13 protein-coding genes are annotated in these 15844 nt (G+C 69.3%); 6 read left to right on the forward strand and 7 right to left on the reverse strand.

What is annotated here, in order from left to right; genetic code table 11:
- Positions 1–13 precede the first annotated feature (13 nt).
- The 6 genes from ACIPR8_RS12205 to ACIPR8_RS12230 all read right to left on the reverse strand — a co-directional run bounded on the left by ACIPR8_RS12205 (position 14) and on the right by ACIPR8_RS12230 (position 7242).
- Positions 14–1126, reverse strand: a complete 1113-nt coding sequence (locus ACIPR8_RS12205; protein ID WP_132864561.1) for an ABC transporter permease — start codon at positions 1124–1126, stop codon at positions 14–16.
- Entirely contained in the window at positions 1123–2286 is a 1164-nt protein-coding gene (locus tag ACIPR8_RS12210; RefSeq protein WP_446541198.1) for an ABC transporter permease, read from the reverse strand. The genes ACIPR8_RS12205 and ACIPR8_RS12210 overlap by 4 nt, the downstream gene beginning before the upstream one ends.
- Positions 2271–3281 carry an HlyD family secretion protein gene (locus ACIPR8_RS12215; RefSeq protein WP_446541199.1) on the reverse strand — a complete coding sequence of 337 codons (1011 nt, stop codon included), beginning with the start codon at positions 3279–3281 and terminating at the stop codon, positions 2271–2273. The genes ACIPR8_RS12210 and ACIPR8_RS12215 overlap by 16 nt, the downstream gene beginning before the upstream one ends.
- The gene (locus tag ACIPR8_RS12220) at positions 3278–4654 is read right to left on the reverse strand and encodes a TolC family protein (RefSeq protein ID WP_446541200.1); all 1377 of its coding nucleotides are present in this window, start codon (positions 4652–4654) and stop codon (positions 3278–3280) included. Before ACIPR8_RS12220 ends, ACIPR8_RS12215 begins: the two co-directional genes overlap by 4 nt.
- Positions 4655–4729: 75 nt before the next feature.
- The gene (locus ACIPR8_RS12225) at positions 4730–5533 is read right to left on the reverse strand and encodes a UDP-2,3-diacylglucosamine diphosphatase (protein ID WP_446541201.1); all 804 of its coding nucleotides are present in this window, start codon (positions 5531–5533) and stop codon (positions 4730–4732) included.
- Complete coding sequence (locus ACIPR8_RS12230; protein ID WP_446541202.1) at positions 5530–7242, reverse strand: GNAT family N-acyltransferase; 1713 nt, start codon at positions 7240–7242, stop codon at positions 5530–5532. The genes ACIPR8_RS12225 and ACIPR8_RS12230 overlap by 4 nt, the downstream gene beginning before the upstream one ends.
- Positions 7243–7432: 190 nt before the next feature.
- Between ACIPR8_RS12230 and metK the strand changes: the two genes are divergently transcribed.
- The 6 genes from metK to ACIPR8_RS12260 all read left to right on the forward strand — a co-directional run bounded on the left by metK (position 7433) and on the right by ACIPR8_RS12260 (position 12867).
- Entirely contained in the window at positions 7433–8668 is a 1236-nt protein-coding gene (metK, locus tag ACIPR8_RS12235) for a methionine adenosyltransferase (RefSeq protein ID WP_446541203.1), read from the forward strand.
- A 127-nt stretch (positions 8669–8795) separates the two neighbouring features.
- Positions 8796–10010, forward strand: a complete 1215-nt coding sequence (locus tag ACIPR8_RS12240; RefSeq protein WP_446541204.1) for a hypothetical protein — start codon at positions 8796–8798, stop codon at positions 10008–10010.
- 51 nt (positions 10011–10061) lie between these two features.
- Positions 10062–10685: a CDP-alcohol phosphatidyltransferase family protein gene (locus ACIPR8_RS12245; RefSeq protein ID WP_132864566.1), complete on the forward strand. Its 624-nt coding sequence runs from the start codon at positions 10062–10064 to the stop codon at positions 10683–10685.
- Entirely contained in the window at positions 10685–11278 is a 594-nt protein-coding gene (locus tag ACIPR8_RS12250) for a lysophospholipid acyltransferase family protein (protein WP_192286353.1), read from the forward strand. Before ACIPR8_RS12245 ends, ACIPR8_RS12250 begins: the two co-directional genes overlap by 1 nt.
- Before the next feature lie 77 nt (positions 11279–11355).
- Positions 11356–12258, forward strand: a complete 903-nt coding sequence (locus ACIPR8_RS12255; protein ID WP_165931240.1) for a phosphatidate cytidylyltransferase — start codon at positions 11356–11358, stop codon at positions 12256–12258.
- A 105-nt stretch (positions 12259–12363) separates the two neighbouring features.
- Positions 12364–12867, forward strand: coding sequence for an acyl-CoA thioesterase (locus ACIPR8_RS12260; protein WP_132864568.1), 504 nt, complete (start codon positions 12364–12366; stop codon positions 12865–12867).
- A 107-nt stretch (positions 12868–12974) separates the two neighbouring features.
- Here the strand turns inward: ACIPR8_RS12260 and ppc are convergent, their stop codons facing one another.
- On the reverse strand, positions 12975–15686 hold the full coding sequence (gene ppc / locus ACIPR8_RS12265) for a phosphoenolpyruvate carboxylase (RefSeq protein ID WP_446541205.1): 2712 nt from the start codon (positions 15684–15686) through the stop codon (positions 12975–12977).
- Positions 15687–15844: the final 158 nt, after the last annotated feature.

A 15844-nucleotide genomic window follows, 5' to 3' on the forward strand; every position in this document is an offset into this window, starting at 1 on the left:
TCCGGCCGCCGCTTCACCCCCGCGGGGTGCCGCGCAGCCGCCAGCAGGCCAGCGCACCGTAGAGCAGCGCCAGCAGCCCCAGGTTGAGCAGCTCCCCGCCCACCTCCGGCAGCCGCGCGCCCATCTGCTGGGCCCGGACGATGGCATTGATGCCGGGGGTGGTCGGCAGCAACTTGGCCAGGGCCACCAGCAGCGGCGGCGAGGCCAGCGCCGGCCAGGACAGGTTGGACAGGAAGAACAGCGGGATCGACACCCCGGTGACGTACTGGAAGGCGCGTTCGCGGGTGCTGAAGAAGCTGCCGACGAACAGCCCGAACGGCACCGTCGCCAGTGCGAACAACAGCACCGACAGCATCAGCACCGGCACGTTGCCGCCGCGCGGGTAGTCCTGCACCCAGGCGGTGAAGCCCACGTAGTACAGCAACCCGCACACGCCCACCAGCACGAACGCCGCGCCCATCCCGAGCAGCGAGGGCGCATCGAACCGCAGGCGACGGCCCAGCTGCGCGCGCCGGCTGCCCAGCAGCACGCCGATACCGAGCAGCAGCGTCTGGTGCACGATCAGCTCCGACACGCCCGGCACCACGCTGCTGCCATAACCTTCGCGGGTGTTGTAGAGCGGGCGTTGCACCAGCACCAGCGGCGCCGCCTGCGGCGCCCCCATGAACGCGGCCTGGTGCACCGCCTGCTGGCGCGCGAACGCGGTGACGCCTTCGGCCAGCCCACTGAGGATCGCGCTGGCCCGGCTCAGGTAGGCACCGTTGCCCAGCAGCACCAGTTCACCGCTGCCACCGCGCAGGATGTCGCGTTCCAAGCGCGCCGGAATCAACACGATGCCGTCCACCTGCCCGGCCTCCAGCTGCGCCCTGGCCTGGGCCAGGTCCGCCGGTTGCGATACCACCTGCACCGCGCGCAACGCATCGACATGGCGGACCAGCGCGCGGCTGGTCGCGCTGCGGTCGGCATCGACCACTGCGATCGGCAGCGCGCTGGCCACCTGGTGCCGGTACGCGGCCGGGTAGAAGAACGAGTACAGCAGCACCGCGCCGACCATCACCGTCACCGCTGCCTGGTCGGCGAACACCGCCAACAGCGTGGTGCGGAAGGCGGCCAGCACGCGCCTCATGCCGGCACCGGCGCACGCGCGGCACGCAGCAGGCGCAGCCCGCCCAGGCCACCGCTGACCAGCGCCATCAGCAACAGCACCGCCAGCGGCTTCAGCGATACCTGCCATGGCGAACCCATGAACATCTGCTGCATCTGCACCTGCACATAGGCGGTCAGCGGCAGCAGGGCGTTCCATACCCGGGTGAACAGCGGCGCCTCGATCACCGGGAACGTCGCCCCGGAGAACGCCAGTGCCGTGCCGATGGTCAGGCCCACCAGCGACAGGCCGCTGCCCATGTCGCGCGCCACCGCGACGAACAGCAACCCGAAGCAGCAGCAGGCCAGGTAGAACAAGGGCTGGGCCAGCAGCAACAGGCCCAGGCTGCCGTTGATGCCGTCGCCGCGCAGGTAACCCAGGTACAGCACGCCCAGTCCGCCGTACAGCGAGAACAGCGCCACGTAGGGAAACAGCTTGCCGGCGATCGCCGCCCACGGCCGTTGCCCCAGCCAGTCGGCCAACAGGCCGTCGCGACGCTCGCGGCCGAACGCACCGCCGGCGGCCAGCGCGGCCAGCAGCGACAACACCGCCGGGAAGACCAGCGGCAGCAGGAACAATTCATAGCTGCGCGCCGGGTTGTGCAGCACCGTGGCCTGCACGCTGACCGGTGCCGCACGCAGCCTGGTCGGCCCGGTCTGGCGGGCGATCTGCTCCTTCAGCAGGCGTGCGTTGTAGGCTGCGACCGCATCGGCGATATCACGCCCGGCCGATTGCCCGGTGGCCATGTAGGTGGCGTTGTAGAACGCATAAACCGGTGCCTCCTCGCCCCGCAGTGCACGCCGGCTCATGTCGCGCGGCACCAGCACCACGGCGAATACCTCCAGCGCGCGCAGCTGTGCCTGCGCCTCCTGCAGCGCGGCCGGCTGGCTGACGATCGCCAGCCCGGGACTGGCATCGAGCGTGCGCGCCAGCCCGCGGCTGGCCGGACTGGCGTCCAGGTCCACCAACGCCACCGGCACCTCACGCAGCACGGCGCCGGAAAACAACCACATCATCAGCGCCATCAACAGCCACGGCAGCAGCGTGACCAGGCCCAGCTCCCAGCGGTCGCCGCGCCAATGGCGCAGCTCGCGCCGTACCGAGGCGATGAACGCGCTGCCCGGGCTCAGCCCTGTGGCCATGCGAACAGCACGCTCATGCCGGGGCGGAAACCCTCGATGGGCTGGCGCGGCCGCACCCGCACCTCGAAGCTGCGCACGTCATAACCGGACGACTGGCGGGTGCTGCGCCAGGTCGCGTAGTCACCGGCCGGGTTGATGAAATACACCTCGAAGGCGGCCTGGCGACCGCCCAGCGCCGGAATGCTGCCCTCCACCACCGCACCGGGCTTGAGGCCATGCAACTGGTCCTCGCGCAGGTGCATGGCCACCCACATCCGGTCGATGTCCACCAGCGTGAACACCGGGTAGCCGGCCGGCACCAGTTCGCCGATATCGGACATGCGCTTGCCCACCTCGCCGGCCTGCGGCGCGCGGCCCAGGGTTTCCTGCCGCGCGGCATCCACCTCGGCCTTGGCCCCTTCGGCCTGGCGTACCTGCGCCAGCGCGGCCTGCTTGTCCTGTGTGCGGGCACCGGCCAGGGCCAGGTCGTACTGCGCGCGCGCGGCACGGGCCAGCTCCTCCGAACTGCGCGCCTGCGCCTGCGCCTCGTCGCGCTTCTGCCGGGTCACCACGCCTTCGCGGTACAGGTTGTCCAGCCGCCGGAAAGTACTGGTGGCCAGCTCGGCGCCGGCCAGCGCGCGCCGCCAGTTGGCCTCGGCGGCACGGATGTCCTCGCTGCGCGCGCCTTCCTCCGCCTTGGCCGCCATCGCCTGCGCCGCGGCCACCACCGCCTCGGCCTGGCGCTCCTTGGCCGCCACCTCCGGGCTGTCCAGCTCGAACAGCACCTGGCCGGCGCTCACCCGGTCGCCCTCACGCACCCGCAGGCGCTCCAGCCGCGCGGTGACCTTGGCCGAGACATTGATGTTGTCGGCATCGGCCATGCCCTGCACCTGGTCGCGCGGCGTGCGCAGTCCCAGCCACAGGCCGATCACGACCAGCAGCAGCAACAGCACGCCACCGATGGCGAACAGGCGGCGTTGCCGCGGGTTGGCTTCCGCCTGCAGGGAGTCGCTCATTCCAGCACCTTGTCCGCACGCCGGCGGAAGTCGTCATACCGTTGCAGTTGCCCGCTCACTTCCAGCAGCTGGGCCAGCGCCACGTCGAACTGGTAGGCGGCCTGGGCGCGCTCCACCCGCGCCCCGCCCAGTGCCAGCCGCGCATCGATCACGTCCAGCGAGGTGGCCTGCCCTTCGCGGAAGGACAGCTCCTGCAGGCGCAGGTTCTCCTCGGCCTGGGCGATGCTGCTGTCGAGCAGGCGGAACTGCGCGCGCGCGGTGTCCAGTTCGTTCCAGGCCTTGCCGACGCCGAGCTGCAGCTGGTTCTCCACTTCACTGATGCCGGACTGCGCCTGCTCCAGCTGCGCGCGCGCGGCGCTGACCTGCAGTGGCCGCGCGTTGGGAGAGAGGAAGGTGTAGCGCAGGCCGATCCCGAACGCCCAGTCGGCGTCGGTCAGCAGTGCATCGCGGCGGCGCAGGTCGTACTGGCCGAACAGGTACAGCTGCGGCTTGAGCTTGGCCTGTTGCACGCGCACGCCCTGCTCGGCCTGCGCCGCCAGCGCACGCATGCGGTCGACCTGCGGATGCCGCTGCAGCGCGCTGCGTTCGAATTCCTCGCGCGTGCCGAGCGGTGCGCTGATGACGAACAGCGGCGAGCTCGTGCCCACCGTGCCGCCACTGCGCAGCAGGGTTGCCAGCGCCTGCTGCAGCGTGGCCAGGTCGTTGACCGCCTTCTGGTACTCGCGCTCGGCCTTGTCGCGCGCGACGTTGGCCTGCAGCCGTTGCGCCTTGGTGGCGAAGCCCTCGCGCTCGAGCTTCTGCGCGTCCTGCAGGTGGCGCTCCAGGCCATCGCGCACCTCGCGCCGCACCTGCACCGCCTGCTCCGCCAGCTGCTGGCCGAAGTAGGCCTGCACCAGCTGCAGCGACAACGATTGCCGCTGCGCCTCGCGCTCGGCCTGCGCCATCGTGGTGGCGGCCTGCGCGGCCTGCTGGGCGGCGGGAATCAACCCGCCGCTGTACAGCGGCAGCGTCGCGGTGATGATCGGCCGGATGCGCCAATCCCGCTCCACGAACTCCAGCGGGGACTCGATGCCGAATGCCTCGGCCACCGGCGCCAGCGAGCCCAGCGGCAGGTTGAGGGTCTTCTGGAACTGCATGCGACGCACGTCACCGGTGATCTCCGGCAAGCGCAGGTAATGGGTGGCGTCCTGCAGGTCCTGCTTGTTGCGCACCCCGGCCTGGACCGCGGCCAGCGCATCGGAAACCTGCTCCAGCCGCTCGCGGGCCTGCTCGAAGCTCAGCGCCGGCACATCCGCTGCCAGGGCGGCCGGTGCCAGCCACGCACAGGCCACCGCCAGGCAGATCCTTATCGTTACCGGCTGTTTCGCTGCCACCCGGACACTCCCTGTTTCCACAGCTGGGGCCAGCATAGCTGGCTGTCCAGTCATGAAAAAGGCAAGACGGGCGGTTCAGGCCACCCGCGCCAGCCCGGCCGCCCCGGGCAGGCAGGCCAGGCTGTTGCCGGCATGGTCGAGCAGGCGCAGGCTGCCGTCATGGTCCTCGGCCAGCGCGGTCAGGCTCTCGACCCAGTCGCCATCGTTGGCGTAGACCAGCCCGTCACGCTCGACCAGCGCGGCGCGGTGGATGTGCCCGCAGACGATGCCGTCCAGGCCGCGCCGCCGCACGTCCTCCAACCCGGCCTGCACGAACCGCTCGATGTAACGCTCGGCCGCGCCGCTCTGCCGCTTCAGGAACTCCGACAGCGACCAATACCGCAGCCCCAGCCGCTGCCGCAGCTGGTTGAGCAGGCGGTTGCCGGTGAGGATGCGGTAGTACAGCCAGTCGCCGAAGCGCTCCTGCAGGCCCCCGAAATGGGTGACCCCGTCGTAGTCGTCGCCGTGCACCACCAGCAGGCGGCGACCATCGGCGGTGACATGGATGGCGCGGCGGCGCACCTGCATGGCCGGCAGCATCAGCCCGCAGGTACGGCGCAGCGGCGCGTCATGGTTGCCGGGGATGTAGATGATCTCGGTGCCGGCCCGGCGCAGCGCGTGCAGCGCCTCGATCACGTCATTGTGGGCAGGTCGCCAGCTGGCGCGCTTGTGCGACAACCACCACAGGTCGACGATGTCGCCGACCAGGTACAACCGTTCGCAGCGCAGCGCGCCGAGGAAACGGGCCAGCTCGGCGGCATGGCAATGCCGTGCACCCAGGTGGGTATCGGAAATGAACACGGTGCGGCGGTGCGGTTGCAGCACCCGCGGCGCGTTCACGCCACCGCCCCGGCGTCGCGCAGGTAGCGCTTGCGCTTGTTGGGGCGGATCGCCTGCAGGTCGACCTCGATCAGGCCGTCGATGGAGTCGCTGAAGTCCGGGTCCACCCCGAATGCCAGGAACCGCGCCCCGCCCGGTTCGCACAGGTCGATGTACTGGCGGTACAGGGTCGGCACGCTGGTGCCCAGCGCCGCCAGGTTGGCCTTGAGCACCTCGAACGCCGCCGTGGCATCCATCTCGCCGAAGCTCGGCGGCGCGGCGAAGTACTGGAACGGCCGGTTGGATTCGACCAGGCCCGCGCCGGCGCCGTAGTAGCGCTGGTAGTAGGCCACCAGCTGCTCGCGCGCGGCCAGCGGCAGCGCGGCGCTGATCGACACCGCGCCAAACAGGTAACGGATGCCCGGCTGTCGCTGCAGGTAGGCGCCGATGCCCTGCCACAGGTAGTCCAGGCTGCGGCTGCCCCAGTAGTCGGGCACCACGAAGCTGCGGCCCAGCTCCATGCCTTCGGCGATGCGCGGGATGGCATCGTCGGAGTAACGGAACAGGCTGGCCGTGTACAGGCCCGGCAGGCCGTTGCGGGCCAGCGCGGTGGCACCGCGCATGATCCGGTAGGCCCCGGCGATGCGCTGCACCGCCGCGTCCCAGACCACGATGTGCGGGTAATGCGGGTCGTAGTCATCCAGGTCACGGCTGCGCCCGGTGCCCTCGCCGACCTGGCGGAAAGTCAGCTCGCGCAGCCGGCCCAGCTCCAGCAGCAGCGGCGAACCGGCCGCGCAACGCGCCAGCCGGATCTGCTTGCCGTCGCTGGTCTGGCCGAGCAGTTCGGCCGCCTCCAGGGCCTGCGCCACCATGTCGGCATCGATGGCGTCGGCCAGTGGCTCGGGGCCGGCCTCCGCCATGCGGGGGGCCAGCGGCGCCTCACCCAGGGCGTACAGCGCGCGGCGGACCTGTTCCAGTTGCTGCGCCGGGTCGCCGTCGCTGCCCAGCAGCATCGGCTGTCCCACCTGCAGGCGCAGCGGCCGGCCACGGCGGGCGAACATCTCCCGCGCCAGCAGCGCGGTGCCGGCCGGCTTGAACACGGCCGAGGCGCCGTAGAACAGCGCCGAGTTGCGCGCCTGTACCCGTACCGGCAGCACCGGCGCCTGGCAGGCCCGGGCGAAACGGACGAACCCCCGGTTCCAGCGACCATCGCGGATGCCCTGCAGCGACAACCGCGACACCTCGCCGGCCGGGAACACGATCACGCACTGTTCTGCCTCCAGTGCCTGCTCGATGGCCTGCAGGCTGGCGCGCTGCGCCCGTCCGCCCAGGATCCGCACCGGCAGCAGCAGCTCGCGCAGCGGCTCCAGCGCCAGCAGCATGTCGTTGGCGATGATCCGCACGTCGCGGCGAACCTTGCCCACCGCGTCCAGCAGCGCCAGCGCATCCAGCGCGCCGGAGGGGTGGTTGGCCACGATCAGCAGCCGCCCGCTGGCCGGGATCCGGGCCAGTGCGGCGGCGTCGACCGTGTAGCCGGCCTGCAGGAACGCCAGCGCGGCGCTGACGAAGTCGAAGCCGTGCTGATCGGCGCTGCGCGCCAGGAAGGCGTCCATCCGGTCAAACCCCGACCAGCGCCCCACCGTGCGCAGCAACGGCCGCGCCAGGTGGCCGCGCCGGCCACGGAACCAATCGGGATAGCGCTGCTGCAGGCGGTGCTCGATCTGTTGCATGGGGATACCCCGACGGCCCTGTTGGCCGGCAGCCTGCGCCCGCCAGAAGGCAGGCCGGTTGCGGTTTTGCGGCAGTTCGATGACCCCGGCTTAACCGTATGGCAACGGCGCCCCCTGCACTATTCCCCCCCGGCCCCGAGCGTGTATCATTCGCGGCTATCTTTTCATCCGCATACAGGGATACAAGCTCATGTCCAGCTATCTCTTCACCTCCGAGTCGGTCTCCGAAGGCCATCCGGACAAGATCGCCGACCAGATCTCCGATGCCGTGCTTGACGCTATCCTGGCCCAGGACAAGCGCGCCCGCGTCGCCTGCGAGACGCTGGTCAAGACCGGTGCCGCCATCGTCGCCGGCGAAGTCACCACCTCGGCCTGGGTCGACATCGAGGAGCTGACCCGCAACGTCATCAACTCGATCGGCTATGACAACTCCAACGTCGGCTTCGACGGTCATACCTGCGCCATCATCAACATGCTCGGCAAGCAGTCCCCGGACATCGCCGCCGGCGTGGACGGCACCGACAAGAAGAGCAAGAAGCCGGAAGAACAGGGCGCTGGCGACCAGGGCCTGATGTTCGGCTACGCCTGCAACGAAGCCCCGGAGTTCATGCCGGCGCCGATCTACTACTCGCACCGCCTGGTCGAGCAGCAGGCCAAGGTCCGCAAGAAGAAGAACTCGCCGCTGCCGTGGCTGCGCCCGGACGCCAAGAGCCAGGTCACCCTGCGCTACGGCCAGGACGGCAAGATCGAAGGCCTGGATGCCGTGGTGCTGTCGACCCAGCACGACCCGGGCATCAAGCAGAAGGACCTGATCGAGGCCGTGCGCGAGCACATCCTCAAGCCGGTCCTGCCCAAGGCATGGCTGGACAAGCTGCCGAAGAACAAGGTGCACATCAACCCGACCGGCATCTTCGTGATCGGCGGCCCGGTGGGCGACTGCGGCCTGACCGGCCGCAAGATCATCGTCGACACCTACGGCGGCATGGCCCGTCACGGTGGTGGCGCGTTCTCCGGCAAGGACCCGTCCAAGGTTGACCGCTCGGCCGCTTACGCTGCCCGTTACGTCGCCAAGAACGTGGTTGCCGCCGGCCTGGCCGACAAGTGCGAAGTGCAGGTCTCCTACGCCATCGGCGTGGCCGAGCCGACCTCGATCTCGGTGACCACCTTCGGCACCGGCAAGATCCCGGACGCGCAGATCGAGAAGCTGATCCGTGCGCACTTCGACCTGCGCCCGTACGGCATCATCAAGATGCTCGACCTGATCCACCCGATGTACCAGCAGACCGCCGCCTACGGCCACTTCGGCCGCAAGCCGAAGGAATTCTCGTACGTCGACGGCGATGGCAAGACCCAGAACGCGACCGCCTTCTCCTGGGAGAAGACCGACCGCGCCGAGGCCCTGCGCAAGGCTGCCAAGCTGAAGTAAGCGCGACCGGCTCCGCCAGTTGCACCCCGACGGGCCGCGCAAGCGGCCCGTCGTCGTTTGCGCAGTTGCCCTTGCAATGCCGCCATCACCCCGCTCACGATGGCTGGCATTCACAAGGAGCGTTGGCATGTTTCAGGCATTGATCGGCAGGCTGTTCAAGGACAAACCCGACCCGGACCGCTTCGCCCGCACGTTCATGGCCGCGGTACGCGCCAACGGCTACACGCAGGCGCTGCACTACGAGCCGGACACCTTCCGCATCCGCCATGCCAACGGCTCGTACTTCAACCTTCACAACGCTTACCAGGCCTACCTGGGAGCCCCGCGTGGCGAGCAACGCAAGGCGTTGCAGGCCTTCAGCCAGCTGCTCGGCGTGCATGACAACGACGAGGAAATGACGCTGGAGCAGGCGCGCCCGCTGCTGCGCCCACTGATCCGCAGCATCACCCAGCTGGAGGAGATCACCCTGCACCATGCCGAGCAGGAGGGCTGGAATGCACCGCCGCAGCGCCTGCAGTACCGCCGCCTGAGCGAGGAATGCGTGGAACTGCTGGCCGTCGACCACCCCGACCATACCGCCACCCTCACCCAGGGCCCGCCGGAGGAGTGGGGCATCAGCTTCGACGAGGCGTTGGTCATCGCCCGCACCAACCTGCGCCAGAGCCCGGACGAACCCTTCGTCGAGGTGGCCCCCGGCCTCTACCAGGCCGCCTGGGGCGACGCCTACGACAGCAGCCGCGCCCTGCTGCCGGACCTGCTGCACCGCGTGCCGGTCGCCGGCCTGCCGGTGTTCATGCTCGCCACCCGCGACATGCTGCTGGTCGCTGGCGAAGGTGACCTGCGCGCGCAGGCGGCGATGCTGGAACTGGCCGGCCAGGCATTCGCCGACGGCCGCGTGATCTCCTGGGAAGTGCTGCGCTATGACGATGGCCAGTTGCATCCGCACGTGCTGGCCGACCCTGCGTTGCGCGAGCGGCAACGGCAGCTGCGGCTGGAACTGGACGGCGATGCCTACGCCATGCAGAAGCAACTGCTCGACCGCGTGCACCAGGCCCACGACGAGGATGTGTTCGTGGCCAATTTCATGGTCCACAGCGAGGAGCGGCATTCGCTGTGCGCCTGGACCGAAGGGGTGGCCAGCTCGCTGCCGCGCACCGACCGTATCGTGCTGGTGATGCCGGTCAACGAGGACGATGCGCACACGCTGGTCGTGGACTGGGAGCAGGCCCAGCCACTGATCGGCCACCTGCTGCAGCAGGACAGCCGCCACCTGCACCCGCCCCGCTACCTCACCCTGGGCTTCCCGGACGCCGAAACGCGCGCCCGCTTGCAGCCGCTCTGATTCGCTCACCGGATGCTCCTGCCACCCCGGCGATGCACTACCATCGCCGCCATGGGGAAAGAAGACCGCAGACCAATCGCCGCCCGTTCCACCGGCTGGGCCCAGGCCCTGAGCGCCGCGTTGGCACGCTCCTCCGTCACGCCGAACCAGATTTCGGTACTGAGCATCTTCTTCGCCGTGATCGGCGCGGTGGGATTGCTGGCCGCGCCCAGCCTGCTCGGCCTGGTCGCCTGCATCATCGGCGTGCAGCTGCGCCTGGTCTGCAACCTGCTCGATGGCATGGTCGCCATGGAGGGCGGCAAACAGACCCCGACCGGGGCGCTGTACAACGAATACCCGGACCGGATCGCCGATTCGCTGCTGATCGTCGCGCTCGGCTACGCCGCCGGCATGCCCTGGCTGGGCTGGCTGGGCGCACTGCTCGCCGCGCTTACCGCCTACGTGCGACTGTCCGGGGCCAGCCTTGGCCTGCCGCAGGACTTCCGTGGCCCGATGGCCAAGCAGCACCGCATGTTCGTGCTGACCTTGGCCTGCGTGGCGGCGATCATCGAGCAATGGGTCAGCCACACCGGCTACGCCCTGCAGGTGGCCGCCGTGGTGATCGCCGCCGGCGCGCTGCTGACCTGCATCACCCGCACCCGCGCGATCGCCGCGCAACTGAAGGCAAGGTCCTGATGCTCTCCAGCCTGCTGGTCGCCGCCGTCAAGGTCTTCATCGGTGCCTACCCGCGTTGGGTCGGCAGCCGCCCCAACGACACCCAGCGCATCTACTTCGCCAACCATTCCAGCCACCTGGACACGGTGGCGCTGTGGTCGGCGCTGCCGCCAGCCCAGCGCGAGCACACCCGCCCGGTCGCCGCCCGCGACTACTGGAGCAAGGGCATCCGCAAGGTCATCGCTGACAGGGGCTTCAACGCCGTGCTGATCGAGCGCGACCGCAACAAGGTCGAGGGCGACCCGCTGCAGCCGCTGTACGACGCGCTGGACGGCGGGGCTTCGCTGATCATCTTCCCGGAAGGCACCCGCAACCACGAACCCATGCCGCAGCCGTTCAAGGCCGGCCTGTTCCACCTGGCCCAGCACTACCCGCACGTGGAACTGGTGCCGGTGTACCTGGACAACGCACGCCGCGCCCTGCCCAAGGGCAGCCTGGTGCCGGTGCCGCTGGTATGCACGGCGCGCTTCGGCCCGTCGCTCAACCGCATCCCCGATGAAGACAAGGCGCAGTTCCTGCAACGCGCCCGGCAGGCCGTGGTGGATCTGGCATGAACAACGTATTCCAGCAATTGCCCCTGGGCAGCTTCCTGCAGCAGGCCATCGAGCGCGCACCGCCCAAGTTCTGGTGGATGATCGGCGGCGTGTTCGGGGTGCTGGTGCTGGCCAGCCTGATCGGCTTCATCATCGGCCGCTTCAAGTCCGGCTCGGTGGTGGACAACCTCAACGCCCGCATCCGTGCCTGGTGGGTGATGGCCGCGGTGCTGCTGTTCTGCTTCGTGCTGGGCAAGATCGCCACGCTGGTGTTCTTCGGTCTGCTCTCGTTCTTCGCGCTGCGCGAGTTCATCTCGCTCACCCCGACCCGACGCGGCGACCACCTGGCGCTGTGCCTGTGTTTCTACATCGCCATCCCGCTGCAGTACTGGTTGATCGGCATCGACTGGTACGGCCTGTTCGTGATGTGCATCCCGGTGTACGGCTTCCTGACCCTGCCGGCGGTATCGGCGCTGTCCGGCGACACCGAGAACTTCCTGGAGCGCAACACCAAGATCCAGTGGGGCGTGATGCTCACCGTGTTCTGCCTGAGCCATGCGCCGGCGCTGATGCTGCTGCGCATCCCCGGCTACGAAGGGCAGAACCTGATGCTGCTGTTCTACCTGCTGCTGGTGGTCCAGCTCAGCGACGTGCTGCAGTACGTGTTCGGCAAACTGTTCGGCAAACACCTGCTGGCCCCGCAGGTCAGCCCGTCCAAGACCGTCGAAGGCCTGGTCGGGGGCGGCCTGGCGGCCACCGGCGTGGGCGCGGCGCTGTACTGGATCACCCCGTTCTCGCCGCTGCAGTCCGCGGCGCTGTCGCTGCTGATCGTGGTCTGCGGCTTCCTCGGCGGCCTGGCGCTGTCGGCGGTCAAGCGCAGCCTCGGCGCCAAGGACTGGGGCGAGATGATCGAGGGCCACGGCGGCATCCTGGACCGGCTGGATTCGGTGGTGTTCTCCGCACCGGTGTTCTTCCACGTGGTGCGCTACAACTTCCAGTAAGCGGCGGCCACGCCATCGCCCCTGCCGCACCGGCACGGGGTACGGCCCCTACCCCCTTCACCCGCAAGGGAGTAGCCTGCGGCTCCCGCCGTCGCAGCCAGCGCCATGATGTCCGAACACAAATCCCACCAGCTCTCGATGACCGTGCTGATGTCCCCGGAGATGGCCAACTTCTCCGGCAAGGTGCACGGCGGCGCGGTCCTGCGCCTGCTCGACCAGGTCGCCTACGCCTGCGCCAGCCGCTACGCCGGCAACTACGTGGTGACGCTGTCGGTGGACCAGGTGACGTTCCGCCAGCCCATCGCGGTCGGCGAGCTGGTCAGCTTCCTGGCATCGGTCAACTACACCGGCACCTCGTCGATGGAAGTAGGCATCAAGGTGGTGGCCGAGGACATCCGCAAGGGCAGCGTGCGCCACGCCAACAGCTGCTTCTTCACCATGGTGGCCGTTGACGACGACGGCAAGCCGACCCCGGTGCCGCCGCTGCAGCCGGAGACGTCCGACGAGAAGCGTCGCTTCGCCGCCGCGCAGATCCGCCGCCAGCTGCGCCAGGAGATGGAACAGCGGCATCTGGAGCTGCTCAAGAGCAACCCTTCACCCGACGCCTGAGCCCCCTACGCCCGCAGGCCGGGATGCACTCCCAACCCGTTTGCGCGCACCGGTCATCGCGACGCCGGGATCAGGCCGCGCTGCATCCCCGGCCCATGGCCGGACCCTCAACCGGTGTTCTGCACGCCCTGCGAGACACCGTTGACGCAGGCCACCAGGGCGCGCAGCAGCGCCTCATCCTGGCGGTCACTCGCCCGCCAGCGCTGCAGCAGGTCTACCTGCAGCGTGCTGATCGGGTCGATGTACGGGTTGCGCAGGCGGATGGACAGTGCCAGCCGCGGGTCATGTTCCAGCAGCTCCTGCTGCCCGCTCAGGCGCATCACCCAGCGCTTGGTCAACGCCAGCTCCTCGCCGATGCGCGGGAAGAACTGGTCATGCAACGGCCCGGCCAGGCGCGAGAACTGCTCGGCGATGTGGATGTCGCCCTTGCTCAGCACCATCGACATGTCGTCCAGGAAGGTCTCGAAGAACGGCCAGTCGTGCGCCATCTCGCGCAGCAGCTCTTCCTGCCCGGCATCGGCGGCCGCCTGCAGGCCGCTGCCCACGCCGAACCAGCCCGGGATCGCCGCACGCGCCTGGCTCCAGGCGAACACCCACGGGATCGCACGCAGGTTGCCCAGCGCCGCATCCTGGCCCAACCGCCGCGACGGACGCGAGCCCAGGGTCATGCGCTCGATCACGTCGATCGGCGTAGCCTGGCGGAAATAGTTCATGAACTGCGGGTCACCCACGAACGCCCGGTAGGCCTGCGAGCTCTGCTCGGCGACCCGCGCCATCACCGGCTTCCACAGCGCCTCGCGCGGCTCGGCCGCACGCGGGCGCAGGCTGGCGCGCAGCACCGCACCGGCGGACTGCTCCAGCGAGCGCAGCGCCAGTGCACGGATGCCGTACTTGCGATGGATCACCTCGCCCTGCTCGGTCACGCGCAGGCGCCCGTCGATGCTGCCGCGCGGCGAGGCGTTCACCGCATGCGTGGTCTTGGTGCCGCCGCGGCTGATCGAGCCGCCGCGACCGTGGAAGAAGGTCAGGTGCACGCCGTGCGCGCTGGCCACCTCCAGCAGTTCGACCTGCGCCTGCTGCAGGCCCCAGCGCGAGGCTGCGATACCGCCATCCTTGCCGCTGTCCGAGTAACCCAGCATCACCATCTGCACGTCGCCGCGTGCGGACAGATGGGCGCGGTAGACCGGGTCGGCCAGCAGGTCGCGCAGGGTGTCGGTGCCACGCCCCAGATCGTCGACGGTCTCGAACAGCGGCGCGATATCCAGCGGCACCGCACCGTTGCCATCGTGCAGGCCGCCGCGGCGTGCCAATGCCAGCACCGCCAGCACGTCGCCACGGTCATGCGCCATCGAGATGATGTAGCTGCCCAGCGCATCGGCACCGTGCCGGCGGCGCGCATCGGCCAACGCCGCGAACACCTTGTCCAGCCGCTGCCCCCCTTCGTCGGCCCCCGCCGGCAACGCGGCGTCGCCGGCCGCATACGACGCCAGCGTCCGCGCACGCGCCGCGCCGTCCAGCGCATCGAATGCCTCCTGCCCGCCCAGCACCTCGGCCAATGCACGCGAATGCACGCTCGACTCCTGGCGCACGTCCAGCCGCGCCAGGTGGAAACCGAAGGTGCGCACGCGCCACAGCAGGCGACGCACCGAGAACCAGCCGGCGTGCTTGCCCTTGTTGGCCTCCAGGCTGTCCAGGATCAGCTGGATATCGTGGATGAGTTCTTCCGGCGCGGCATACGCACCGGGCGCATCCTGCAGCGTCGCCTGCAGGCGCGCACGCATGCGGTCGTTGAGCAGCCGGTAAGGCATGTCGGCATGGCGCGGGCGCGACTGCACGTCGGGCAGCAGTTCGCGGTATTCCTGCACGCGTGCCTGCACCGCGTCACTGACACCGATCAGCTCGGTGGACTGGCTGAGCAGGCTGGCCAGCTTCAACAGGTCCTGGATGTACAGCTCCAGCACCGCGCGCCGTTGTGCATTGAGTGTGGCGGCGACCGTGCTGGCGTCCACGTTGGGATTGCCGTCCATGTCACCGCCCACCCAGGTACCGAAGCGCAGCAGCCGCGGCAACGGCAGGCTGCGCCCCCAGGTATCGAGCAACGCCTGCTCCAGCGATTCGTAGAACACCGGGATCACCCGGTACAGCACGCGGGTCAGGTAGAAACCCACGTGCTCACGCTCGTCATCCACCGTCGGGCGTACCGGCGAGGAGTCGGCGGTCTGCCACGATGCGGTGAGCGCCATGCGGAACCGCGCGGCATCGGCGGCCTGCTCGCCGGGGGTGCGCTGGCCGTCGAGGTTGTCGACCAGCGCGGCGACCATCAACTGTTCCTTCTCCAGCAGCGCGCGGCGCACCGCTTCGGTTGGGTGTGCGGTGAACACCGGCTCGATGTCGATGCGCGGCAGCCACTGCGCCAGCTCCTCCAGCGTCACGCCCTGGGCCTTGAGCTGGATCAACGCATCATGCAGGCCATCGGGCTGCGGGCGCTTGGTGCCGGCGCGCTGGTAGTCACGGCGACGGCGGATGCGATGCACGCGCTCGGCGATGTTCACCACCTGGAAGTAGGTACTGAACGCACGCACCAGCGCCTCGGCTTCGCGTGGCGAACGCCCGGCCAGTTGCGCGCTGAGACCAGCCAGCGGCCCCTGTGTTTCGCGACGGGCGATGGCGGCGGTGCGCACCTCTTCCACTTCGTCCAGGAAGCCCGGCGACACCTGCTCGGCAAGAAGGTCACCCACCAGCGTGCCCAGCCGGCGCACATCGTCGCGCAGGGGCAGATCGGGAGTGGCGAAGACAACGCTGCTACGGTACTCGTTCATCCAGGACGCACAAGCCTTGAGAGCGGGAATCCCCCAAGCCTAACCGAAAAAATGTCCGGTTTTTGCAGTGCATCAAAGGTGAAACAGTTGCATGTGAACCTTGTCCGGGCACTGTCTTTGCAGACAGGAAACGACGCAGTTTCGGCATCTTGGCGGAC

The sequence above is a fragment of the Stenotrophomonas sp. LARHCG68 genome (assembly GCF_052871705.1).